Annotated in this window: 17 protein-coding genes and 1 other RNA gene; 12 read left to right on the top strand and 6 right to left on the bottom strand. The window is 44.0% G+C overall.

Annotation, left to right across the window (positions count from 1 at the left end):
- Window positions 1–104 precede the first annotated feature (104 nt).
- Window positions 105–4,310, top strand: coding sequence for a DEAD/DEAH box helicase (locus tag JJQ94_RS11930; protein WP_099031340.1), 4,206 nt, complete (start codon window positions 105–107; stop codon window positions 4,308–4,310).
- Here JJQ94_RS11930 and JJQ94_RS11925 read toward each other — a convergent pair.
- Window positions 4,294–5,400, bottom strand: coding sequence for an amidohydrolase family protein (locus JJQ94_RS11925; protein ID WP_099031341.1), 1,107 nt, complete (start codon window positions 5,398–5,400; stop codon window positions 4,294–4,296). The two genes, JJQ94_RS11930 and JJQ94_RS11925, sit on opposite strands and share 17 nt — an antisense overlap.
- 23 nt (window positions 5,401–5,423) lie before the next feature.
- Window positions 5,424–5,741, bottom strand: a complete 318-nt coding sequence (locus JJQ94_RS11920) for a DUF962 domain-containing protein (protein WP_099031342.1) — start codon at window positions 5,739–5,741, stop codon at window positions 5,424–5,426.
- A gap of 118 nt (window positions 5,742–5,859) precedes the next feature.
- Here JJQ94_RS11920 and JJQ94_RS11915 point away from each other — a divergent pair, with 118 nt between their 5' ends.
- The gene (locus JJQ94_RS11915; protein WP_236596598.1) at window positions 5,860–6,318 is read left to right on the top strand and encodes a DUF5067 domain-containing protein; all 459 of its coding nucleotides are present in this window, start codon (window positions 5,860–5,862) and stop codon (window positions 6,316–6,318) included.
- Between the two features lie 108 nt (window positions 6,319–6,426).
- Here JJQ94_RS11915 and JJQ94_RS11910 read toward each other — a convergent pair whose 3' ends face one another.
- The gene (locus JJQ94_RS11910) at window positions 6,427–7,332 is read right to left on the bottom strand and encodes a flagellar protein MotY (protein ID WP_099031344.1); all 906 of its coding nucleotides are present in this window, start codon (window positions 7,330–7,332) and stop codon (window positions 6,427–6,429) included.
- Between the two features lie 164 nt (window positions 7,333–7,496).
- Here JJQ94_RS11910 and rnt point away from each other — a divergent pair, with 164 nt between their 5' ends.
- The gene (rnt, locus tag JJQ94_RS11905) at window positions 7,497–8,171 is read left to right on the top strand and encodes a ribonuclease T (protein WP_099031345.1); all 675 of its coding nucleotides are present in this window, start codon (window positions 7,497–7,499) and stop codon (window positions 8,169–8,171) included.
- Window positions 8,172–8,217: 46 nt separating this feature from the next.
- Here rnt and JJQ94_RS11900 read toward each other — a convergent pair whose 3' ends face one another.
- A complete protein-coding gene (locus JJQ94_RS11900; RefSeq protein ID WP_099031346.1) occupies window positions 8,218–9,870 on the bottom strand; it encodes a DUF342 domain-containing protein in 1,653 nt (550 codons plus the stop codon).
- A gap of 331 nt (window positions 9,871–10,201) precedes the next feature.
- Here JJQ94_RS11900 and JJQ94_RS11895 point away from each other — a divergent pair, with 331 nt between their 5' ends.
- The 6 genes from JJQ94_RS11895 to JJQ94_RS11870 all read left to right on the top strand — a co-directional run bounded on the left by JJQ94_RS11895 (window position 10,202) and on the right by JJQ94_RS11870 (window position 17,665).
- Entirely contained in the window at window positions 10,202–11,353 is a 1,152-nt protein-coding gene (locus JJQ94_RS11895; protein WP_099031348.1) for a Card1-like endonuclease domain-containing protein, read from the top strand.
- Between the two features lie 213 nt (window positions 11,354–11,566).
- Complete coding sequence (locus JJQ94_RS11890; protein WP_099031350.1) at window positions 11,567–12,034, top strand: hypothetical protein; 468 nt, start codon at window positions 11,567–11,569, stop codon at window positions 12,032–12,034.
- 211 nt (window positions 12,035–12,245) lie between these two features.
- Window positions 12,246–12,602, top strand: a transfer-messenger RNA (tmRNA) gene (gene ssrA / locus JJQ94_RS11885).
- Between the two features lie 314 nt (window positions 12,603–12,916).
- Entirely contained in the window at window positions 12,917–15,625 is a 2,709-nt protein-coding gene (locus JJQ94_RS11880; protein ID WP_099031351.1) for a CHASE domain-containing protein, read from the top strand.
- A gap of 221 nt (window positions 15,626–15,846) precedes the next feature.
- Window positions 15,847–16,524 (top strand): substrate-binding periplasmic protein, encoded by a 678-nt coding sequence (locus tag JJQ94_RS11875; RefSeq protein ID WP_236596597.1) that lies wholly within the window; start codon window positions 15,847–15,849, stop codon window positions 16,522–16,524.
- A 100-nt stretch (window positions 16,525–16,624) separates the two neighbouring features.
- Window positions 16,625–17,665, top strand: coding sequence for a tetratricopeptide repeat protein (locus JJQ94_RS11870; protein WP_099031353.1), 1,041 nt, complete (start codon window positions 16,625–16,627; stop codon window positions 17,663–17,665).
- 65 nt (window positions 17,666–17,730) lie between these two features.
- Here the strand turns inward: JJQ94_RS11870 and grpE are convergent, their stop codons facing one another.
- Window positions 17,731–18,348: a nucleotide exchange factor GrpE gene (gene grpE, locus JJQ94_RS11865; RefSeq protein ID WP_099031354.1), complete on the bottom strand. Its 618-nt coding sequence runs from the start codon at window positions 18,346–18,348 to the stop codon at window positions 17,731–17,733.
- Window positions 18,349–18,413: 65 nt separating this feature from the next.
- Window positions 18,414–19,349 carry an HrcA family transcriptional regulator gene (locus JJQ94_RS11860; protein ID WP_171039494.1) on the bottom strand — a complete coding sequence of 312 codons (936 nt, stop codon included), beginning with the start codon at window positions 19,347–19,349 and terminating at the stop codon, window positions 18,414–18,416.
- Between the two features lie 90 nt (window positions 19,350–19,439).
- Here JJQ94_RS11860 and nadK point away from each other — a divergent pair, with 90 nt between their 5' ends.
- From nadK to recN, 3 genes are all read left to right on the top strand, one after another.
- On the top strand, window positions 19,440–20,324 hold the full coding sequence (gene nadK / locus JJQ94_RS11855; protein WP_017217984.1) for an NAD(+) kinase: 885 nt from the start codon (window positions 19,440–19,442) through the stop codon (window positions 20,322–20,324).
- Window positions 20,325–20,386: 62 nt separating this feature from the next.
- Window positions 20,387–20,968, top strand: a complete 582-nt coding sequence (locus tag JJQ94_RS11850) for a hypothetical protein (RefSeq protein WP_099031355.1) — start codon at window positions 20,387–20,389, stop codon at window positions 20,966–20,968.
- A gap of 95 nt (window positions 20,969–21,063) precedes the next feature.
- A complete protein-coding gene (recN, locus tag JJQ94_RS11845; RefSeq protein ID WP_099031356.1) occupies window positions 21,064–22,740 on the top strand; it encodes a DNA repair protein RecN in 1,677 nt (558 codons plus the stop codon).

The following is a 22,740-nucleotide window of genomic DNA, read 5'->3' as shown; positions in this document are numbered from 1 at the left end:
CCACCACAGCCCAAAGACGGACTTTGACTTTGCTTGTCTTCGTGGCAGTTCAGACTAAATTATGGTAGTTTTCAGTGTCTTAAATTGAATACTACGACCAAACAATGAATTTTGACTTTCCACCAGCAATTAACGAAGAAATCACAGCGCTAATCAATCAAGTGCATAACCTACCTATGCACGAGCAAATGCTGTTGAGTGTGCTGGCGGTCGTCTATAAACCAGTTTCAGCAATCAAACTCAAACGCCTAGTTCAAGCGCTCGTGGCAAAAGAGATCATCCCCGAAAATGACTTTGAACAAGGTGTAAGTCATAGCCAAATTATGAAGTGGCGCTCGGACGGGTTCGTGACTTTTAACGAAGATGGAGTGCAAATAAATCTAAAGCTCGCGACCAGTTTAAGCCATCGAGTCATGGCTGACGGCCAGTTTTTAGCAATCCTTAACGCTGCTGAAGAGTTTATCCCTGTACTGAACGCTTATGAATGGGAACGCCAATTTGCCGACGAACAGCGACTCATTCGAGACTTTTTATTTATCAATCAACTGCCAAAAGCACGCAACTATTTAGGACTGGCGAAAGACCCACAGGCGGTGTGTCATAAGACCAACCAAGTGCTGTTACCACTGTATTTTTATCCTTTTTCAGTTGAAGGATTTTCGGCGCTTGCTGATGACTTGCAATATCAAGCTTTTGCAACTTTGCTCTATACCTTACTACAAAATGGTCACAGCATTAGCTATGCACTTGAAATACTCACACAGGTTCAAGCAAAGACACAGAGCCCACTACTGACCTGTTTATTAGCAGAATATCAAATCTATACCCTGCAATTGGATAAGGCTCAGGCGTTGGTAGCCAATATCCAAACCGCTTATAGTGCACAAATTATGGCGAGCATTGCTTTTTTACAACAACACGACGACCTTATCGTTTGTTTTGAACAAGCACTAAAAGCCAAAGACAAAATCACCAAACGTAAAAAACAGTACCTAGGTAGAACACTAGGTTTGTTTCATAAGTTGGCGTTATTGCAGCAAGCCAACAGCCATGATGCCGCATTATTTGACACCCTCTCTCAACAGCTTGAGTTTGAAAGCCAAGACAGCAAAGCGCCATATAATAACTTCTTTGCCAATAACGTGCTGTTATACTGCGCAGAGAGCTTGTCGCAAAACAGTACCTACAGCAGCGCCCATTTAAATTATTCAAGTCTGAAGAAATCTCATGTTTTTGACTATTCCTTAGGTCGCTTGCTCGACTGCTTTGCACACTTCTGGTGTAATCAGAGCTTAGATGCCAAAGCGCTTGCCAGTCTCGACGACTGCATCGCAACTTTTGAGCGCCTCTCTTTACCTCTTTTTGCTGGGCTCGCAAAGCAGTTGATGCTGGCAATGCACGGTGAGCAATATCCGCTTGCGTTTAATCCCGAGCTTAATGTTAGTCATCTTGTTGCCAAAAAGACGGCGTGGGATCTGGCACTGGACAAGCTTATTGCGCTCAACCCGAACGCAAATACCAGCCAAGAAGTTGACGAACAATTTCGCCTGATTTGGCAAATTAGGCAAGGTCGCTTTGATATTGAGTTTTTAGCACGCGAGCAAAAACGGGGTAAAACAGGCTGGGGAAAAGGGAAGCCAATTTCCTGCAAACAACTGAAACAGCACCCTGAGCAATTTAGTTATATCAGCCAGTCTGATAAAAAGCTGATCGATGCCATCGCACCACAGTCAGGTTATGGCTACAATAGTCGTGCGGACTACGCCCTTGCTGGAATTCCCGCGTTAAAAGCCGCAGTCGGCGCCACCAACCTATACCATGAAGACGACTTAAAACAAGCCATTACCATTGCCGAGAAATCTCCCGAGTTACACATCCGTCAACATGGCGACGATCTGCTACTCTCTATTCCTAATTTACCCAGCTATTTTGGTCAACCGCAAACCTACTCATTTATTCAGCAAGCTGAACATCACTACGAGTTTATTGTGTTTAACCAGTCACATATACAGGTCGCTGATATTATTGGTGAATCTGGATTAACCGTGCCTGCCAGTGCAAAACAAAAAGTGCTGTCGAGTATTAAAGCCATCGCACCTTATCTTAATGTACAGTCTGATTTAGCTGATATAGATACTGGGCTGGATAGTATTGAGGCGCAATCGGCGCTTGTTATTAACATTCAACCTTATCATCAAGGCCTCGACTTTCACTGCGTGGTCATGCCCTTTGGCGAAAAAGGGCCGATTTTTCATCCCGGGCACGGTATTGCCACTGTCAGCGCCGAGATCGATGGTAAGCGTTTATCCACCACCCGGAACTTGTTACTTGAGCAACAAAGATTGGATGAGTTAGATACACACTGCCCGCTATTTTTGGAGATGACGGATAATCGCTTAAGTTTAGCCGAAATGGATGAAGCGCTAGAGGTACTGCAAGAACTTGAGCTGGTGATTAATCAAGAGCCTTGTCCTATGGCGCTCAAACTCAGATGGCCTAAAGGCAAAAAGGTTAAGCTCAGTAGCAAGCTCGAGAGCCAACATTTGCAACTTGCCATGAGTAAGAAAAATGAATGGTTCGACATGACCGGCGAGCTACAAGTAAGTAATGACCAAGTTATCGAACTTAAACAGCTTCTCAAAATGGTTGCCACCAGCAATGGCCGCTTTATTGCGCTGGACGGTGAGCAAGTACTCGCCCTTTCAAGTGAGTTAAAAGCGCAACTTGACCAGCTCAATAACGCGACCGAGGGCGGAAAGTTTCACCCGCTAGCTGCACCTTTAATTGCAGAAGCTACCACCGGAATGCGGATGAAAACCTTGCCAGCCAGGGAAGAGCAAAACGAAAAAATGCAGCAAGCCGTTGCATTGACTCCAACGCTTCCTTCAACATTACAAGCCGAGCTGCGCGACTATCAGCAGGCCGGATTTGACTGGGCAATGCGACTTGCCCATTGGGGTGCAGGTGCATGCCTTGCCGATGATATGGGATTGGGTAAAACCATCCAAGCGCTGGCGATGATATTGGCCCGTGCCAATGTTGGCCCGACGCTTGTCATCGCGCCAACATCGGTCTGCTTCAACTGGCAACAAGAAATCCAAAAGTTCGCTCCAACCTTGTCGGTGAAACTCTTTTCTGACTATCCACATTCTGATGCCAGAGCTGAGATGCTGAACAACTTGCAACCACTGGATTGTGTGATATTAAGCTATGGCCTGCTACAGCGCGAAGTTGATATCTTAAAACCTATCGCTTTTGAAACCATTGTCGCCGATGAAGCCCAAGCGCTAAAAAATCCTTTAGCAAAACGTACTCAAGCCGCCTGCTTGCTCAAAGGCAAGTTTAAGCTGATCACCACAGGGACCCCAATAGAAAATAACCTCACCGAGCTTTGGTCACTCTTTCGTTTTGTAAACCCTGGGTTGCTCGGTAACCTCAAACGCTTTAGCGAAAAGTTTTCCGCTCCCATTGAAAACGCCAATGAAGATAAACTAGCGGCACACCGTGCCCGTAAAGGCCTCAAGCACCTGATCCGGCCTTTTATTCTGCGCCGCATGAAGCATCAGGTATTAACCGAATTGCCACCACGCACTGAGATCAATGTACCAATTCAATTGAGCCAAGAAGAACAAACCTTTTACGAAGCGCTGCGCCAAAACGCCATTGACGAAATTTCGCAGTCCACGCAGCAAGACAGTGCCAATGAACAGCGCTTTAAAATGTTGGCAGCATTAACCCGCTTGCGCCAAGCCTGTTGTCATCCAAAACTGTTAATGGCAGAAAGTCAGATAACCAGCTCGAAATTGGCGGCATTGGATGAGCTTCTGACCGAGCTACAAGAGAACAATCACAAGGCGCTTATATTCAGTCAGTTTGTAGGCCATTTGCAACTTATCAAAAGTCGCTTGGAAAAACGCGGGATCCGGTTTCAATATTTAGATGGCAGCACGCCAAGCAAAACACGTCAGCAGGCCGTGAATGCCTTTCAAAAAGGTGAAGGCGAGGTATTTTTGATTAGCCTCAAAGCCGGAGGCTCTGGTTTGAACCTTACCGCAGCAGATTATGTTATTCACATGGATCCTTGGTGGAATCCTGCGGTTGAAGAGCAAGCGTCAGACCGCGCACATAGAATGGGACAAACACGCCCCGTTACTATTTATCGCTTAATTGCCAAAGGCACGATTGAAGAACAAATTGTTGAGCTCCATCACCATAAAAAAGACCTCGCGGATCAATTGCTCGCGAACACCGATAAAGTGATGAAGCTAGACGTAAACGATGTACTATCCATGCTCAAGGAGACGCTTTAACACAGATCTCTGGCGCGCGATAAGGTAAATCTAACAGCGAAAAATAGTTTTGACCTAAGGCGATCTGGCGAAAGGCATCGTCGTCAAGTTCGGCGAGAATTCGACTATTGATATCGACTTCCTCTAAATAATCGAAAAAACGTTTATTTTTACTGGCGACGAAATCACTGCCCGGCAAAAAGCGCTCAGCATGGGCATTAATAAATTCAACATACTGCGCCTGAATTTTCGGGTCGCTAAAGTAATAGTCGTACAAAATCCGCCATGACAGATCGGCCTTTAGATTTTTATATTGGGAGAATAACCGCTCCATGGTGTTTATATGCAGCTCTGGATCAATTTGGTTTAACTCTTTTGAGACTCCCATGTGCATCCAAATGATATCGTTATCAGGATAGCGCTTTAACACTTCATCAAGCAAAGGTAAGTATTTAAGTGGCGTGTTGTTATCGCCTAAGTCAGCGTGCAGAGCTAGCGGAATACGCTTTTCTTTTAGCACAGCCATAAATGGCTGCCATTTGGCGATCGTCTCTTTATCTACCGCTTGATGGCCGTTACCAAAATGCGCCGCTTTGACTAAATTCACTTCTCCCATCCAACGAAATAAGTCACCAAACTCGTCTTCAAGTAGTGTCATTTTTGGCAAAATAGTCTCTGGTTTGTGCAAGTCAGCAAAGGTCATAGACAAGGTAATATGCACGTTATCTGCGCCATATTTAAGATAATTGCTCGCATTTTTAAAGTCATTTTGAATGCTGGGTGAAATCAACTGGCTGTAGCACCCACGCTCACCAAAGCAATCAGGCTTTCGCTCGTAGGTTTGACCAATGCCATAAACGTTGATAAACACCACTCCCGCACGCTCTGCCCAAGTAACGAGCTTATCAAACGGGACTGCATCTCCCCGAAATGGCTGAAAATGGTGATGGGAATCAACGGCAAAATAACTAGGCTGCGCCTTGCGGTCGTAGCACTGAGTATTATCTACACTAAAAGTTGCTAGCGTGCGTGTGCCAGTGGCTGACACACTTTGGCAACCTGCCAGTAAAACAGCACAGCTCATAGCAATAACACTTTGTTTTACATTCATTTTTATTATCTACTGAGTCTCCTTTACCAAGGTACTTTACCACGGATAATGTCCTTGTACATGACCCAGTCACCCATCAAGCTATACAACGGATATTGAAATGTCGCAGGCTTATTTTTTTCAAAAAAGAAATGCCCCACCCAAGCAAAACCATAACCCACGATTGGCAACAACCATAATAAAGACCAATGTGCAAAAACCAGCGCAAAGAGCAAAATCAAGAGCACTAAGGTTGAGCCGATAAAATGCAAGCGACGACAGGTTTTGTTTTTGTGCTCAGCGAGGTAATAAGGGTAAAACGATGCAAAAGAATTGAACTCTTTGTTATTATTTTTAGTCATGAGAGTATGCGATTCGTTATTCGACTGTAATACTCAGCATAGTGCAAAGTATTTACGTTGAAAATAAAAAAGGAATGAGCGCGGCAACAAGCTCAAAAACAGTATGTTGAAACCCCTAATGATGATCACCGCTGCTATGCTGCTCCAAGCTTGCAACGACACCGCCCCAACCACCAAATCAGAGGCAACGATGAATGCACAGAGTAACATCCAATGCAGTGTAAGTAAGGGCTCCGACTCAGGTATGACCTACCCCATTAATTTCACTTTTACCAACGCAGGCCATAATGATGAAAAGTTTCTAATTTGGCATACCCCTTTTGAAGGCTGGTGGAGCCAATTTTTAGAGGTAACACAAAATGGTAAGTCGCTTAATTATCAAGGACCCATGGCGAAACGACTCGCGCCGACAGCCAATGAGTTTATGACCCTAAATGCCGGGCAAAGTAAAAGTGTAGAGTTAGATTTAGCACTGGCTTATGAGATAAACACCGCACAGCCCATTACCATCACCTATCAAAATCAGCTAAGCCATGCCAATGCATTAAAAGCGTCATGTAGTGCGGTATTAGAATAAAACCGATATCAGCACCGTAGGTCGGCTTTTAAGCCGACAACTTAACCCGACAACCCAACTAACCCAAAGCCCACAACCAACTACTAAACCCCAACCCCAACCCCAACATCAAGGTCTCGAAATTTGGATCACAACTCGACGGTTCTTACCACGACCAATAGCGTTGTCGTTGGTATCAATATGGCGTTTTTCGCCAAAGCCGTCGGTCATAATCTTATTCTCTTCAACCCCTAAGCTCGCCATATATGATTTAATCGCCTCGGCACGTTTCTTTGACAATCTTAGGTTAGTATCACGGCCACCGTAACTATCGCTATAAGCCGAAATATAAATTTGCTCAATTTTCGGGTCATTTTTAAGATATTCGCCGATCATATCTAAGCGTTTGCGTGACGACTTTGTCAGTTCGCTGGAATTTTTCTTGTAATTCATCACCGTAAAAGCAATGTCTTCAAAGCTGTATGGCAACAAGTTATCGCGACATTGTAAGAACGCCCAATACGCATGTTTAAAGTTTACTGAAGACAAAGAAACCGAGATTTTATCTACGTCGTTGTGCCAATCTTTATAATAAAAAGTGGGAAAATAGCCCTTTTCAAGCTCAGTCAGCAACTGCCACGCGACGTCATTTTCAAGTTCACCGTCAAATTTTTTCAGTAATTTCATTTGACCGATACTTCTTGCCGGTTTGCCAGCTCGCCAAAGCGGTGGCACCGATTCAAGTCCTGCAAAATCGTAACTTTCAGGACGTACCATCATATCGAGGTTAAAGGTTAAGTCTTTATTTTTACTGGCATGACTTGAGAATATAGCTTCACCGTAATACGGGACTTCATGATTAAGCGCACAACTCAAACGATTGTTTTGGTCAACATTCCAATGTGATGAATCAGCTTCGGCAGCGTATTGCCGCATTGCAGCCTCGCTATTAAAGGTAATGGCGCATAACGATATACCAACCCAACCTACTGATTTATATAACTTGATCACCCCACACCTCACAACATCAACCATTAATCTACACTCGCTCAACACGCCAAAAACTAGAGCTTGCCTCTACCAATTCGCGCTATTTAGAGTTAAGCAATAAATGTACCATACTAAGCGCTCTCAAGCTGCTCGCTTCTTGTCGAGGTATCAGTATAATAGGCCGCTAAATTTCACAAACCAAGAAGATTATGTCTGATACCGAGCAAACGCTATTTTCAAAACGCTTTCGCGGCTTCTTTCCTGTAGTTATCGACGTGGAAACCGCTGGCTTTAATAAAGATACCGACGCCCTACTAGAAATTGCCGTCAGTATGTTAAAAATGGACGATGACGGGGTATTAAGCTTAGATCAGACAGTACACTTTCATGTTGCGCCTTTTGAAGGCGCAAATATTGAGCAAGCTGCGATTGACTTTAATGGCATTGATCCATTTTCACCACTCAGAGGCGCAGTTGCAGAAGATGAAGTGCTGAAAGAAATTTGCAAAGCCGTGCGTAAAGCCCAAAAAGCCGCTGGCTGTCAGCGCTCCGTTGTCGTTGCCCATAATGCCGCTTTTGATCACGGCTTTTTAAATGCGGCTATTGAGCGTAACAAGATAAAGCGTACGCCTTTTCACCCTTTTGTCAGCTTTGATACCACATCACTTGCAGGGCTTGCTCTAGGCCAAACGGTGCTTGCAAAAGCATGTCGTGCGGCAGGCATTGAGTTCGATAACAGCCAAGCACACAGCGCACTTTACGATACTGAGCGCACCGCAGAGCTCTTTTGCTACATAGTCAACAAGTGGCAAGCATTAGGTGGCTGGCCATTACCTGAGCCGGAGCCTGAAACAGAGTCAGCAACCGAAACCGACACGGAGTAACGACAATGCCAGCGAGTTTAGCTGGCATTTTTATAGGTGTTCGTTTTTACGCTATTTCTGCGGTTTTGGCCGTCGTAAACTGTTGCATGATCTTACCTTCATGCAATTTAACGAAATTAGGCGGGTAAATTCGCGAAAACAGCTTAGTGTCTTTCGCTATTTTTACTTCGGTTCCAGGGTGCATTAGCTCATTGACTGTGACTCGACTCAAGCGTGCTAATCGATGTATTTTTTGCTGTATTAAACGGATATTACGCTGGTTACGGCCGTAATGCTTATTTATCTGCGCTTCGCTGTGCTGCAACTTGGCAAGATATGCATCTCGTTTTTGCGATTGTGGCGACGCCTGTGCTTTATTCATGGCTTGTTTAATATCGATGACTTTGGACGCCAGCACCTTTTCCAGCTCCACTAATTCGCGGTGCTTATCGTGCAAACTATCCCAATCTTGGGCTAATGAAATACGTGTTCTTGTGCCTGAAGGTGCCCCAAGTTCACCCGTTTCAATACGCATGGCATCCAATACATTTCCGCCAATCAGTTTGCCTCTGGGGGTTTCACCTTTACCTATTTTGATTAAACGCTTGGAAGCCAAGTCACAATGCAAAGCTTGACGTTCAATGAGAATATCTTGTTCGCTTTCAATTCGACAGTACTGCGCATAGCCTAACGAAACACTGCGCTTTGCTTTAATTGAACATGAAAAAGGTTCACCTTCTGTGCGCTTGCGGCCTATCGTGCCAAGCATTATCGTGACCGCGCTGCCACTTTCAAGAATAGCCGACTCCACAAAACCAATAACAGTAATATCGCCCGAAGCCTTAACACGCATTCCATCTTTAATATCACCACTCACAATCACGCTGCCATCAAACTCAACATGCCCTGTCGTCACATCAATGTTTTCATAGCACAGCACATCGTCAACGCGCATACCACGAGGAACGGCTACAGGCACCCCCTTTGAATCGGCAATAAGCAGGTTTTTATCATTGGGATCGAGCTTAGTGCCTTCTGACACCTCAAGTGGCGCATCTTTGCCTGGTTTAGGGTCAATCACGTCACCAAACACGGTATAACCCGGCTCGCCTTCAGTTGGCGGGACTTTTTTCATTAATGGGCTGCCCGGTTTTACGGTGATGATAGCACCTAAGTTGCGCATATCGACCTTACCACCACTCGACTCTTGCGGGCTGAGCACTCTGTCCTGCGCTGTCATACACAGGCGTACAAAACGTGCGTCATTGCCATCTTTGGCTCGTTGACCATGCGCGACAATACCATTGTAAGTGTGTCCGGGAGGGAGTTCTAACTGCTGACCGAGGAGATTATCCAGGGCTTTGCCACTGACACCTTTTTTAATACCAGCTTGTTTTAATGCGTGTTTGGCTTTGTTCATACAAACCAACTTACCGCCTCGGGCTGTGGTTACTCTCGCTTCAGCAAGCATGTTGCCTTCTTCAATACGCACAGAAATAGACGCATCAATAGCGCGAGCCACAATCAGCGAGTCCTGCTCGGGCGTCTCACTAGCGGCAAATAATTGACCTATATTGGCATGAATGATTTCAAAATCCGCATATGGCGACTCCTCAATCATCTCTATCAATTGAGACGAGCTCGCCGGAAATCCGGATTCCACTGGATGAGAGAGCAAGTAGACATAGCCCTCATCCTCATCAAAACGAAATAATGACATTCATCAACCCTGAAAAGTATGCACGATCTTATTGTTATGTTGTTATTTTTAATGCAGCGAACTCATTTGAGCATAACTTCGCCAAATTGTTAAGCTTAACATTACCTGAACTGCTACAAATTATAAATGAATGTAAATCATTCCATGCATTAAAAGTACAACTTATTATTTTCCTTAGATTTATCGACTTTACAGTGCAGAACTTTAGACAAACTTTGGGATTTCACGCCAAGTGGCGGCAAATTCATAACTAAGTATTACTCTGTTTTACACTTGCCGCTTTATAGGGTAATTTCATCTTTCATGAAGGACATAACTTTTAGGGACAGCCATGACAAAGCACGTACACCTTAGTTTTATCGATACTAACTTTATTAACACGCTTACGCCTGTACTCGACCACAATATCGACTCGGATGAAATACTCTATTTAATAGAATCTCAACAACAACAAAACCTTGAAGATATTAAAAGAGTGTTGGGGCCAAGAGGGGTAAAAGTACATCACGCCTTTATTCCCACCAGCCGAGATAGCGACACCTTAATCGACAGCTTCCACCAGCTCATTGATACCCTGATTAGTGAACAACCAGATACCCAATTTGTGTTTAATGCCAGTTGCGGCGACCGCCAACACTTACTTGCGATGTATGAGGTGATCCGCGCCTATCCAATAGAATGTTTTATCATTGAACCCGAACGCGACGAGCTTCACTGGCTTGTACCAACAGAGCGAGCTAACACCATCCTTGCCGATAAGTTAAAGATACGCGACTTTTTTAACCTCATCGACGGCGATATCACCGAAATTGCAAATGAGGGTATCGTTGATATTCGCTATCGCCAGCTCGGCGCAAAATGGGCAACCAGTCAAACGGATTATAGCCATGCCCTCGCCCAGCTCAACTACCTCGCAGCCAGTAGCGAAGATAACGAACTTATCAGTGAGCCTTTGAGTCGCAGCCAAATGAATAGCCCAAGTTTGCAAACACTGATTGACGATTTAGAAGAGGCTAACGTCGCCACAAGACAAGACGACAAATTAAAGTTTGCTAATGAAGGCGCTCGCTTTTTTGCCAACGGCGGCTGGCTAGAAGAATATGTTTACGCCACGCTCCTCAGCCTAAAAAAAGAACTCACCATTTTACAAGATGTCGCCCAAGGCGTTGCGATTAAACGTCGCGTTGGGCAAGGCTATGTCAATAACGAGCTAGATATTGTGGCGCTCGCCAACAATAAGCTTCACCTCATTGAATGCAAAACCAAAAAGTTTAGTAAAGGGGAAGGCAACCAAGTGATTTATAAACTTGATTCCCTCAGCGAGCTATTTGGCGGCGTACAAGCAAGAGGCCTACTAGTGAGCTATCAAGGCATTAGAACCTCAGAAAGGCTACGCGCCAAAGCGCTAGAAATTGGCCTGATCTGCGAAGACGACCTTAGCCAACTTAAAGATAGACTACGCAACTGGTTGCGCGGAGCGTAAACACAAAAGGCAACATACCCAGCGTTTGTTGGCGCTGCGTTTATCAACCCTACAAACACACAAAAAAGCGGTAGCTAGTGCTCCGCTTTCTGTCGTCGTCCATATCGAGATAATGAAAATGCCCGCCTTGGCTGGGAACCATAATCTTGTTGAGCCACTTTTGGGCATAAACCTTGCTGAAGTTGTTATACATATTTCAGAAGGATTTGCTAAATGAAAGTTCAACACCAAGCAATGCTATATAATCAAGTTCAGGCGCGACGCGCGCAATCAATCGAAAATGAAGCGAAGGGAAGCGTTTTGCCAGCATCTGAGGCAACAACTAGCCACATCAAAGAGGCACAATTCGACTTTACCTTTATCACCAAGAAAGAACTGGCTGTGGCATCTAAAGCACTATATGACGAAGGAATATTGGATTTAGGGCAACATGCTTCGCTTTCTTTACATTATTTTGCTGTTGAGCAAGGCCTAAATCAGGGGAGTGGAATCCCCTCTCCTGCCGATATTTCACGAGCCGAGAATGAAAAAATCGACGTTATCGCCATGCAAAAAGCCAACTTAAGAGAGGCCCGCCGGAGTGGCCGTTCAGAAACAGAAATTAAATTCTCTGAAAAGCTGCTCAATACTTTAGAGAACTATCAATATGGTGGCAAAGGACGATTCTTCGCAAGTGCCTAGTCGCACAAATCAAAAGCCAACCCGTTATACATATAATCAACGCTTACGGTCTTGTTCAACAATCGGCGAGTAATTAATCAAACACGCCTCTGCTTCGTGAAATCATCAGCAAATGGCATGATAAGCCATTGTAATGACATTAATCCTATGTATAATGCGAGACATAGTTAGTTGTTAGATGTATAGACACTAACAGTACTGAATTTATTCAGGGGCTGATTAGGATTCGACGGGATTCAAGAAGCCTAAGGTGCATGTCGAGGTGCGGCTGGCCTCGTAAAAAAGCCGTATTTAAAGTAATCGCAAACGACGATAACTACGCTCTAGCGGCATAATAGCCCGCTAGCACTCCTCCATGATATTCTTGTGGATCTGGTTCTGGAGTGTCACCCTACACAAGATCGCTACGGAAACCCAGGCCGGGGTTGAAGGGCTAAAACTAAGCGGCCTCGCCTTTACTTATCGTGTTCGTCCGAGATTTAAAGGTTAACCAAAAGACGATACTAAACATGTAGGACCGAAGGTCGACGCTTTCCGGACGGGGGTTCAAATCCCCCCAGCTCCACCAAATTTTAGCGTTTTAAAACAGCCAGTTAGAGCAATAAGCTCTGACTGGCTTTTTTTTTCGGGGCAAACATCCACATTTCATCCTAAAAAGTGGCCACATTTATATAAAGTCCAAAATCCGCATATTTTTTTGCTTTTAAGGCTCCGGGATTTAGCCTGCTTTCATCTACAATTTATCCAAATAACAATTCATAATATGTCTTTCATGAGCCACTTTAGGCATAAATTCAGGATTGTCACTTCGCCGTAATCACTATCAATTCAATACAATCTGGACTAACATATTGGTTAGATTTAAAGCGTAAGGAATATAGCGTGTCGTTAGCGAATGCTCACACAGTTCGCCAGAGCCGATTTTTGCCACTTGTTGCTGCACTACTCGTGTTAGTTGGCAGTATGCTTTACGGGCTGGTGTTATATGAGCAAGAAAAGGAGCATCATGCTGACAAGGTAGCGGCGGCACTTGCCTCACGACTTGACCATGTGACTGAGGGGGTAAACGAGCGCGTTACGCTGTATTGGTACGGTATTTTGGGGCTTCGCACTGCAATTTATGCGAACCACCAACACAGTTTTGACTATCAGGCGATGCAGCGTTATATCAGCTCATTTGATTTCCAAGCGGAATATTCTGGGGCTCGTGGCGTTGGGATCATCAAATATGTCCCCGTCAATAACGTAAGCAGCTTTGTGCAACAAGCACAAGCTGAGCGTACAGACAGAATATTCTCTATCAAAACGCTAAACCCACATAACACCAGCAAATTTGTTATCCAGTATATTGAGCCTGAAGTAAATAATGACCAAGCCGTCGGTTTGGACATTGGCTCTGAAGACAGTCGTCGAACAGCGGCGATAGAAGCAGCAACTGCCAATGAGCCGAGACTTACCGCTCCAATTACCTTAGTGCAAGCCGACAATAAAATTAAATATGGCTTTTTGATACTCGCGCCAATTTATACCTCTATTGGTATGGCAGCAAATGAAGAAAATCGCTTAGACAACTTAGTTGGTTGGACTTATTCCCCGTTACTTATCGATGAGATCCTGTCGACTTTGCTGTCTTTTCGACAAGATGTCTCGATTCAAATTTCCGATGTAACCAATAACGATGAAAACACGCCATTTTATCAGGCGCTAAAAGAAGATGTTAAAGAGTTGGATAACTCAGTGGCTAAGCAGGTCAACTTGTTCGGTCGCACTTGGGAAGTAAAAATTTGGCCAACTCCGCAGTTTATCCGTTCACTCAATCTCGTCTCTCCTAATACCATTTTACAGGTCGCGCAGCTGGTCTCTGCGCTATTGGCAATCATCACTTATATTTTGCTTTTAAGTTTTACACGTCAGCGTCTAGCAGAAAAGGAAAAGTTAGCTGCAGAAGAAGAAAGAGCACAATCCCTTGCTAAACTAAACTCGTCATTAGAACAGGAAGTCAAAGCACGAACTAAAGAAATCGTAAAATACAGCCAACTTCACACCAGCATTGTTGAAGGTTCGGGTTATGCCATTGTTGCCACCGATCCTGACGGTATCATTACCCAGTTTAACCCCGCAGCCGAGCGTTTATTAGGGTACAAAAAAGATGAACTCATTGGTAAATCATCCCCTGCCATTTTCCATCTTGAGGAAGAGGTCATAGCAAGAGCAAAAGCGTTAACTGAAGAGCTTGGCAGAGTCATTGAACCTGGATTTGAAGTCTTTGTCGCCAAAGCCAAACAGGGTGCGGTAGATACTAGCCGATGGACTTACGTCACTAAGCAAAATCAATACGTGCAAATTAAGCTTAACGTAACGACATTGACCGACGAACGTGGCAATGTTGATGGTTTTTTAGGTATAGCATTGGATCTCACAGAGCAGCTTAAGCACGAACGAGAACTCTCGCACGCTAAAGAAGCAGCCGAGCAAGCAGCTAAGGCCAAAGCCGCCTTTTTGGCTAATATGAGTCATGAAATACGAACCCCCATGAACGGCTTATACGGCACATTACAACTATTAAAGTCGGAGCCACTTAACAGCACCGCCACCAATCTGCTTGAGAAGGCCACCTACTCAGTTAAGGCACTTAACACCATAATTAACGATATTTTAGATTTCTCAAAAATTGAAGCCGGTAGAATTGAGCTTGAAGAACGACCATTTAATATTGAGGTGTTGGTTGAGCATCTGCGTTCTGATTTTTTGGTATTGGCAAAAAACAAGGGGCTGAAGCTTAAGATCCACGTTGAGCTTGAGCATAAATTTTGGCTTGGGGACGAAGTCAGGGTCAGGCAAGTGCTGCTTAACCTCTTGTCTAACTCCATTAAGTTTACTGAAACAGGCAGTATTATTACCCATATAAAACCGCTTCAAAATGATTCAGGTATGCTTATCACCGTTGCCGACACCGGCATAGGGATGACAGAAGCCACAATTAAAAAACTCTTTTCACGATTTGAGCAGGCGGATAAGTCCACCACCAGAAAATTTGGTGGTACGGGGCTTGGTCTTTCTATCACCCGTTCTCTAATTGACCTGATGGGCGGTACAATTAAAGTAAAAAGCACCGTCGGCGAAGGCAGCCTATTTAGCATCGAACTGCCCATGCAAAAGTCTGAGTGTACGTCAGATCAACCTAAAAGCGATCAGCTAAAAGCAGCAGACTTGAGTGGCACATCCATATTGCTGGCTGAGGATAATCCAGTGAATCAGCTGGTAGTTCGTTCTATGATCAGTAAAGCCAATGGTGATATTGCGATTGCGAATAACGGTAAAGAGTCCATTGAACAATTCGATCTAAACAAACCGGATCTAATACTTATGGACATTCAAATGCCTGAAATGGACGGCGTTGAAGCCTGCAAACGTCTTAAAAGTAAAGATCCCAATATCCCAATAATCGCATTGACTGCAAATGCCTTTCCGGAAGACAAAGCCTTGTATGAACGCGTGGGGTTTGATGGCTATGTTGCCAAGCCCATAGAGCAGCTTGAGCTTATCAACACCATAGCAACCGTACTCGCACAGAGCCGCAATGTACAATAATAAATTAAGAAGCAAAAAACACTTTGCGGATACATTAAACATTCTTAATCGTTTAACAGAGCGCGTGTGCCTGCCTTTTTTTGCTGATAAAGTAAGCATGCTCCATATAACGCTCAGAGATTTACGCCATGAAATGTTCTAGATCGCTTTTACTTAGTTTACTCATCACATTTTTGGCTTTTGAAACTTTAGCAAAATGTAGCAAAACTTTACGAGTAGGTATGAATGAAACACTTTGGCCCCCCTATATTTCCCGTAAAGAAGGTAATGTCTCTGGTTTAGAGATTAATGCTCTAAACACCCTTTTTAGAGATTCTCCTTATTGTCTTAAATACGTCTTTTATCCCACTTCAGCAAGAATGCTAGCGGAGCTAAAAGCAGGTAAAGTAGACTTACTGGTGGCCGCGACCAAAACGGCAACTAGAGCTAAGTTTGCGTACTTCACTACACCTTACCGCCAAGAAGTCATGGCATTATTCCAACATAAAGACAAACCAAAAATTGGCGGCGAAGTTGAGTCGTTGATCCTTGCAGGAAACACTTTTGCACTGAATGCTGGCAGCTATTACGGTATTGCCTTTGAAAAACTGATCCAAGACTTTTATAACGATCAGCTGGTACACCTACCCAATGCCGCTCGTCGCTTTAAAATGTTGAGTAAACAGCGAGTTGACTATGTTGTTGAAGATAAGCTCGCGGGCGAACACTTTATTCAAACCAAAGAGTATACCGATGTTATCTATTCAGGTATCGACGCGAATAAAACACCTGTTAGCTATATGCTTAGCAAAGTCAGTTTAACTATTGTAGATCTTGAAAACATCAATCAACTAATCGAATTGCATCAGAGCGAACTCAGCAATTTGTTTTCTTTTCATCACGTTTCCGATCCCAATTGATAACTGAAGAGGCGACCTCTGCATTGTTGCTTATCTTTGTATAGTGCTGTTTATCGTAATTGATTTGGAACTATTTGTTACTGCCGACTACAGTTAGTAGATGCGCCAAAATGTGGTTGGGGTTTGCTTGGTTCGGTTTTTACTCTTTGTAACTTGTACATTTTATTTTTGCCAACACGCGTTGGCGAAAGACTTTTCATATTTTGAAAGTAAGCTAGACGAGGCCAGCGACTATTTAACAGTAAACCCAGCACAATCACTGATTATTCTCGACAGTTTAGAACAGCTGCAAGATGTACCTGTGCCGTTATTTATTCAGTGGCATTTGCTGAGCGCTCGTGCATCTGTACCAACAAATAAAGTAGATAGGCTCTATACCTCAATAAACGCGACCTTTTTGTATCCAGATGATATGTTTTTTAAAGCAAACCTCCCGACCATTTTGAGTGCTCTTGGGATTTGGTTACGCCGACAGGAGTACCTTGATGATGCTGATACTAGCCTCAAGTGTGCCTACAAATATGCAGAAAATGACCGCCAACGGCTTACGCTGACTAACAGTATGGCGCTAGTTGCCCGCAACCAAGATGACTATCAAAAAGCGAGAACATTGTATGCCAAAGCACGCAAATTGGCTGAGGATTTAAAACAAACCCCAGTACTTGCAATGATCGAAAGCAATTTGGGTAGCCTCGCGCTTGATCAAGGTCGAATATTTGAAGCAGAGCAGTATTTTCGCCATGCTTTGTTGGGCTATCAAGCCATTGATAAACGCTCGGGTCAAATCTCAGCGGGAATTAACTTGATGTTTGTCTTTCTTATTCAAAAACAAATCGTCAACTACGAACGTTTACAAGGGCCTACCTCTACCCTAACTACAGCTTTTCCAAACGAATCAAAACAAGCTTGGCTACAATGGCTTGAGGCGCGCTATAAACAACTCGAAGGAGACATGCCCAACCAAAGCACCAAACAAGCGTTGCAACTGGCATATACCCAGTTAGAAAGCGATAAAGTAAAGCTACTAGTACATAGATATTTAGCAAAAGAGTTAGGCGTCGAAGTAACGGCTCCACTCCCCATCACAGCCAAGACTTTTTCCAGTCCTTGGTTTGATAAAGTGAAGCAGTGTAGTTGGTAAGCGAATACACTCGTTACTAAACGCAAAAAAGCCGCTCAATGAGCGGCTTTTCAAATTGAATCTGCTTATTCAGCAGCCTTAGAGACCATCACCATTGCAGGGCGCAATAGACGGCCGTTTAAGGTATACCCTTTTTGCATCACAGCAAGCACAGTATTTGGTGATACATCATTGCTCGGCTGAATTGACATTGCTTGATGTAGCTCTGGGTTAAATGCCTCACCTTGTGGGTTGACTGCTTCAACACCAAATTTAGCAAGGGCATCTGTAAATGTCTTAATAGTCATATCGATACCTTCAAGCACAGGCTTTAGCGCTTCGTTTTCTTTGTCAGAAAACTCAATAGCACGCTCTAGGTTATCGATTACGGGTAGTAATTCGTTTGAGAACTTTTCTAACGCAAATTTGTGTGCTTTTTCAACGTCCTGCGCTGCACGGCGACGAACATTTTCAAGCTCAGCGGCAGCGCGTACAACGCTATCTTTTTGTGAGTCGATAGTTTGCTTAGCGGTTTCAAGCTCAGCGTACAGACCAGCGATTTCTTCTTCTGGGCTCAACTCACCCGCATTTTCTGCCTGCTCTTCCTGAGTTTGTTGTTCTGCTTGCGCTTCTACAACTTCTGCTTCCGTTTGTGTTTGTTCTTGTTCAAGCTCTTGCTCTGGGGCTTTTGTCTGCTCAGACATGTGGTGATTCTCCGATTCTTTACAACTGCGGTAATTATGGGGATTGAAATGAGAGTTTCAACCCTTTATTGCGGCAATTTTTTGAATTCCGACAAGATAGCTTCGATCTTGGAATCCGCAGGGCAAATCACGCAAAAGCGACTTTGATATTCCCCTTTAGAGAAATACGGCACACTGAGCACCACTACGCGATGTAAACCGAGCATGCTTAGCTCTTCACCAAGTAACACGGATACGCCGTCTTTAAACGCCAAACGGTCTTCAACTTGGTCCAAAAATCCGACGCCAAGATTAATCTCTCTATCCAACTCTAAGCGGTTATATAAGTAGCGCTCGCCGACAACAATTGCATTATCTGAGCCTAATTGCTGACTTAACTGCTTAGTCCACTGGGCCAAAATATGATGACAACTCGGCGGTGCACTGTGTGCCATGGCGCGCATTCGGTGCAACCCTTCAACTAAAGTTTGTTGACTGAATACGGTATTCATCCAAGCTGCGAACTGGTAACGCAACGCGTCGGAGTCATCAACGGGTTTATCAATACAAATATTGTGTGATTGCCCCGCTCTGTCTAACAGCAGGACCAGCCAGTTTTTACGATCAAAATCGAGCACTTCCACACGGAACATTTGTTTGCTGCTAACTTGTGGTAATCCCACGCAGCAACAGACCTGAAAGTTTTGACTCAATAAATGTGCAAAAGAGACTATTGCGGATTGATCTGGTTGCCAATGAACGGCAACATCAGCCAGAGGAAAAAACTCCTGTAGCCAGAATTTTACACCTTGGTCGGTGGGCACGCGGCCAGCTGACGTGTGCGGCGAATACAATAAGCCTTGATTTTCAAGTCTTGCCATTGCATTGCGTACGGTTGCGGAACAAATAGCAAGGCCGTCCTGCTTTGCTATTTTGCTGGATGCAACAGGCTGCCCTTCACCATTACAATAATGGCGCATGACCGCACACAGAATTTGTTCATCTCTGGGATTTAGTTTCATAATTATTTTAATATGGGTGTCAATTGCCAGTTTCAAGCACTACGCTTTTAATATAATCTTGCAACAAAGATACCAAGGACAAATGACTGAATGACGACCACGTTTAACACCATCGGCTTAATTGGCAAACCCAACCACGAAGGCGCGGGGACGACCTTACAACGACTCTACACATTTTTGCAAGCATTAGGATATGAAGTACTCGTAGAAGATCGCGTTGCGGAGCAAATAAAGTCGTTAGACGAAGACGCTGTAGTCGAGTTAGTTGAACTAGGTAAACGCTGCGATCTTGCTATTGTTGTTGGGGGTGACGGTAACATGCTTGGTGCAGCAAGAGTACTGGCTCGTTTTGATGTCGCCGTGATTGGTGTAAACCGCGGTAACTTAGGCTTTTTGACAGATTTGAATCCCGAAGGCTTTGAAGCGCAGCTCGAAGCGGTGTTAAGCGGCCAATTTATTGAAGAATCGAGATTTCTATTGGAGGTGGCGGTATACCGACATCACCAACTTAAAAGCGCAAATTTAGCAATGAACGAAGCCGTATTACACGCTGATAAGGTTGCTCATATGATTGAATTTGAGGCCTTTATCGACGACGACTTCGTATTTTCACAGCGCTCGGACGGTTTAATTGTCTCGACACCAACGGGGTCAACCGCTTACTCGCTTTCAGGTGGTGGTCCTATTTTGACCCCAGAACTCGACGCTATTTCACTGGTGCCTATGTTTCCGCACACCTTATCCAGCAGGCCTTTAGTGGTGGATGCAGAAAAAGAAGTCAAACTTAAGTTAAGTCTAGAAAATACCGACAGCTTACAAGTGAGTTGTGACAGTCATGTCGTACTGGCAGTGCTACCTGGTGACGAAGTTATAATCAAAAAAGCGGAGAAAAGACTAAGACTGATCCATCCTAAATGTTACTCCTACTACAATGTTCTTAGACAAAAATTAAATTGGGGCAGTAGGCTTTACTAAGTAAGCAAAGTTACGCAAAATAGCCTTGGTTAAATTCTCTAATTTAGGTAAATAACAATAAAATGGCTTACGTTGTATTTTTCACATTGGCGCTGCTTATCACTATACTTTCAGTGTATTTAGTGATTGAAAATAATAGAAGAAAAGCCCGTGAAGCGGAAAAAAAAGCCTTTAATGATCGTTTAAAAGTAATTAGTAGCAACTTTAAGCTGAAGGTTGCTGAATTCGTCGAAGCGAAGATTTTAAGGCCAAAATACGCACCGCAGATCAATGCAATCGTCGGCAACTTTTTCGTTGTACAAGTGCATTCGGAAGAAAACTTGGCGCAACTGGAAAAAGTGTCAGAGTTATTTATCTATTCAGTGACAAACGAGCTCAATAAGTGTCGTTCAAATGGCAATATGGATTTGCTTGCTGAGCAACTACAATATTTTGTTGCCGAATTACCTACTACGGGCATTGCCTACAATCGTGATTTCTATCGCGAGATGCTTCCAGCTCTCATTGCACGCATTCAAACACCTGATACACCAGCAATACAACAAGATGAAGATGTATTAGACTCACCAGAACTAAGTAGCTCAGAGCCATCCAACCAACAAATGCAAGCAGCAGCCTTAGTAAAAGAGCATGCTGTTGGTTAATGTTGCTATTATTTTTAGCAGAATTTTTTAATTTGAGTTGCTAAACAATAAAATACTGTATAAATTAACAGTAATTCTCTGTTAGGGTGTACAGTATGCTTTTAGCTTTAAATGTTCAAAATTTTGCTATTGTTAGTGCGCTAAATATTGACTGGCATTGCGGCATGACCGCAATTACAGGTGAAACAGGCGCGGGTAAGTCCATTGCGATCGATGCGCTTTCTTTATGTCTCGGTGAGCGTGCTGATCCTTCTGCTATTCGTCCAGGTACCGACAAGGCGGATATCTCTGCTCAGTTTGATGTTTCAAATCTCCCTGCTGCCAAACGCTTTCTAACGGAGCATATGCTAGATAACGAAGAGAATGAATGTATTCTTCGTCGTGTTATTAGTAAAAGTGGGCGTAGTAAAAGCTACATCAATGGCTCCCCTGTTACTGCTGGCCAGCAAAAGGAGTTAGGCCAACATCTTATTGCGATCCATGGACAACATGCCCATCAGCTACTGCTAAAGCCAGAATATCAACTGCACTTGCTTGATGCTTACGCAAACCACACGACTTTGTTACAAGCAGTTAAGGGCCAATATAATCACTACCATAAACTGCAAAAAGAATATGCCGAACTACAAAAGTCACAACAGGCACAAGCTGCAAAAAAACAACTTCTTGAGTACCAAGTAGCAGAGCTTGATGAGTTTGCCCTACAAGAAGGCGAATATGAAGATATTGAGACCGAACATTCGCGCCTAAGCCATAGCCAGACCATTTTAGAACAATGCCACCGTGAGCTTTCTCGCCTTTATGAAAATGATGAGCAGACTGTGCTATCGCAACTACAACAAAGTGCACAAGTGTTCTCTGAACTCACCAGTTTTGACAAAACCCTTGAAAATATTGCGCAAGTGCTTGAAGAGGCAGCAGTACAAGTGGAAGAAGCAAGTAGAGAGATCCGCAGTTATTCCGATTCAGTTGAACAAGATCCGATGCGACTACAAGAGCTAGAAGATAGACTCTCCCAAGCTCTAGATTTAGCTAGAAAACATCAAGTTCAGCCTGAATTGCTATATCAGCACCATCAAGCACTGCAACATGAGCTTGAGTCTATTAGCTCTGACTCTGCACGACTGGATGCATTAGAGGAAGAAATTGCTGAAGCCATCAACGCCTATAACCAAGCTGCACTAGGGTTAAGTCAAAGCCGCCAGCAAGCCAGTAAGTCTCTTAACGAACGTATTTCTGCAAGTATGAAAGAGCTTGCGATGGGTGATGGTCAATTTGAGATCCAGTTAACGCCTAACTTTGGCGCTAAACCGAGTCCACTTGGGTATGACCACATTGAATTTTACGTCTCTACTAACCCAGGCCAACCTTTACAACCGATGGGCAAAGTTGCCTCAGGTGGTGAGCTATCTCGGATAAGCTTAGCCGTTCAAGTGATTATCGCAACACGCGTTACGACACCCACTTTGATTTTCGATGAAGTTGATGTTGGGATCTCAGGTCCAACGGCTGCAACCGTAGGTAAATTGCTACGCCAGCTTGGCCAGTCTACGCAAGTTATTTGTGTTACCCATTTACCGCAAGTGGCATGCAGTGGTCACAACCAGTTCTTTGTCGCAAAACGGGTAGAAAATGGCGAAACCTTTACCAAAATGACCCCAATGGCAGAAAGCCAGCGCATTGATGAAATCGCAAGGTTAATTGGCGGTGATAAAATAAGCGACACGACAAGAGCCAGTGCAAAGGAGTTATTACAAGTACAAAGTGCGTAA

Origin of the sequence: Pseudoalteromonas sp. GCY, assembly GCF_016695175.1 — a bacterium.
GTDB lineage: Bacteria > Pseudomonadota > Gammaproteobacteria > Enterobacterales > Alteromonadaceae > Pseudoalteromonas.
The sequence above is the reverse complement of the archived record's forward strand: the minus strand, read 5'-3'. Positions and strand labels throughout refer to the sequence as shown.

Excerpts from the sequence above, each read along its gene's own strand:
- JJQ94_RS11930 (WP_099031340.1), top strand. The coding sequence starts at position 105 with ATGAATTTTGACTTTCCACCAGCAATTAACGAAGAAATCACAGCGCTA.
- JJQ94_RS11925 (WP_099031341.1), bottom strand. The coding sequence starts at position 5,400 with ATGAATGTAAAACAAAGTGTTATTGCTATGAGCTGTGCTGTTTTACTG.
- JJQ94_RS11920 (WP_099031342.1), bottom strand. The coding sequence starts at position 5,741 with ATGACTAAAAATAATAACAAAGAGTTCAATTCTTTTGCATCGTTTTAC.
- JJQ94_RS11915 (WP_236596598.1), top strand. The coding sequence starts at position 5,860 with ATGATGATCACCGCTGCTATGCTGCTCCAAGCTTGCAACGACACCGCC.
- JJQ94_RS11910 (WP_099031344.1), bottom strand. The coding sequence starts at position 7,332 with ATGGTTGATGTTGTGAGGTGTGGGGTGATCAAGTTATATAAATCAGTA.
- rnt (WP_099031345.1), top strand. The coding sequence starts at position 7,497 with ATGTCTGATACCGAGCAAACGCTATTTTCAAAACGCTTTCGCGGCTTC.
- JJQ94_RS11900 (WP_099031346.1), bottom strand. The coding sequence starts at position 9,870 with ATGTCATTATTTCGTTTTGATGAGGATGAGGGCTATGTCTACTTGCTC.
- JJQ94_RS11895 (WP_099031348.1), top strand. The coding sequence starts at position 10,202 with ATGACAAAGCACGTACACCTTAGTTTTATCGATACTAACTTTATTAAC.
- JJQ94_RS11890 (WP_099031350.1), top strand. The coding sequence starts at position 11,567 with ATGAAAGTTCAACACCAAGCAATGCTATATAATCAAGTTCAGGCGCGA.
- JJQ94_RS11875 (WP_236596597.1), top strand. The coding sequence starts at position 15,847 with ATGAATGAAACACTTTGGCCCCCCTATATTTCCCGTAAAGAAGGTAAT.
- JJQ94_RS11870 (WP_099031353.1), top strand. The coding sequence starts at position 16,625 with ATGCGCCAAAATGTGGTTGGGGTTTGCTTGGTTCGGTTTTTACTCTTT.
- grpE (WP_099031354.1), bottom strand. The coding sequence starts at position 18,348 with ATGTCTGAGCAGACAAAAGCCCCAGAGCAAGAGCTTGAACAAGAACAA.
- JJQ94_RS11860 (WP_171039494.1), bottom strand. The coding sequence starts at position 19,349 with ATGAAACTAAATCCCAGAGATGAACAAATTCTGTGTGCGGTCATGCGC.
- nadK (WP_017217984.1), top strand. The coding sequence starts at position 19,440 with ATGACGACCACGTTTAACACCATCGGCTTAATTGGCAAACCCAACCAC.
- JJQ94_RS11850 (WP_099031355.1), top strand. The coding sequence starts at position 20,387 with ATGGCTTACGTTGTATTTTTCACATTGGCGCTGCTTATCACTATACTT.
- recN (WP_099031356.1), top strand. The coding sequence starts at position 21,064 with ATGCTTTTAGCTTTAAATGTTCAAAATTTTGCTATTGTTAGTGCGCTA.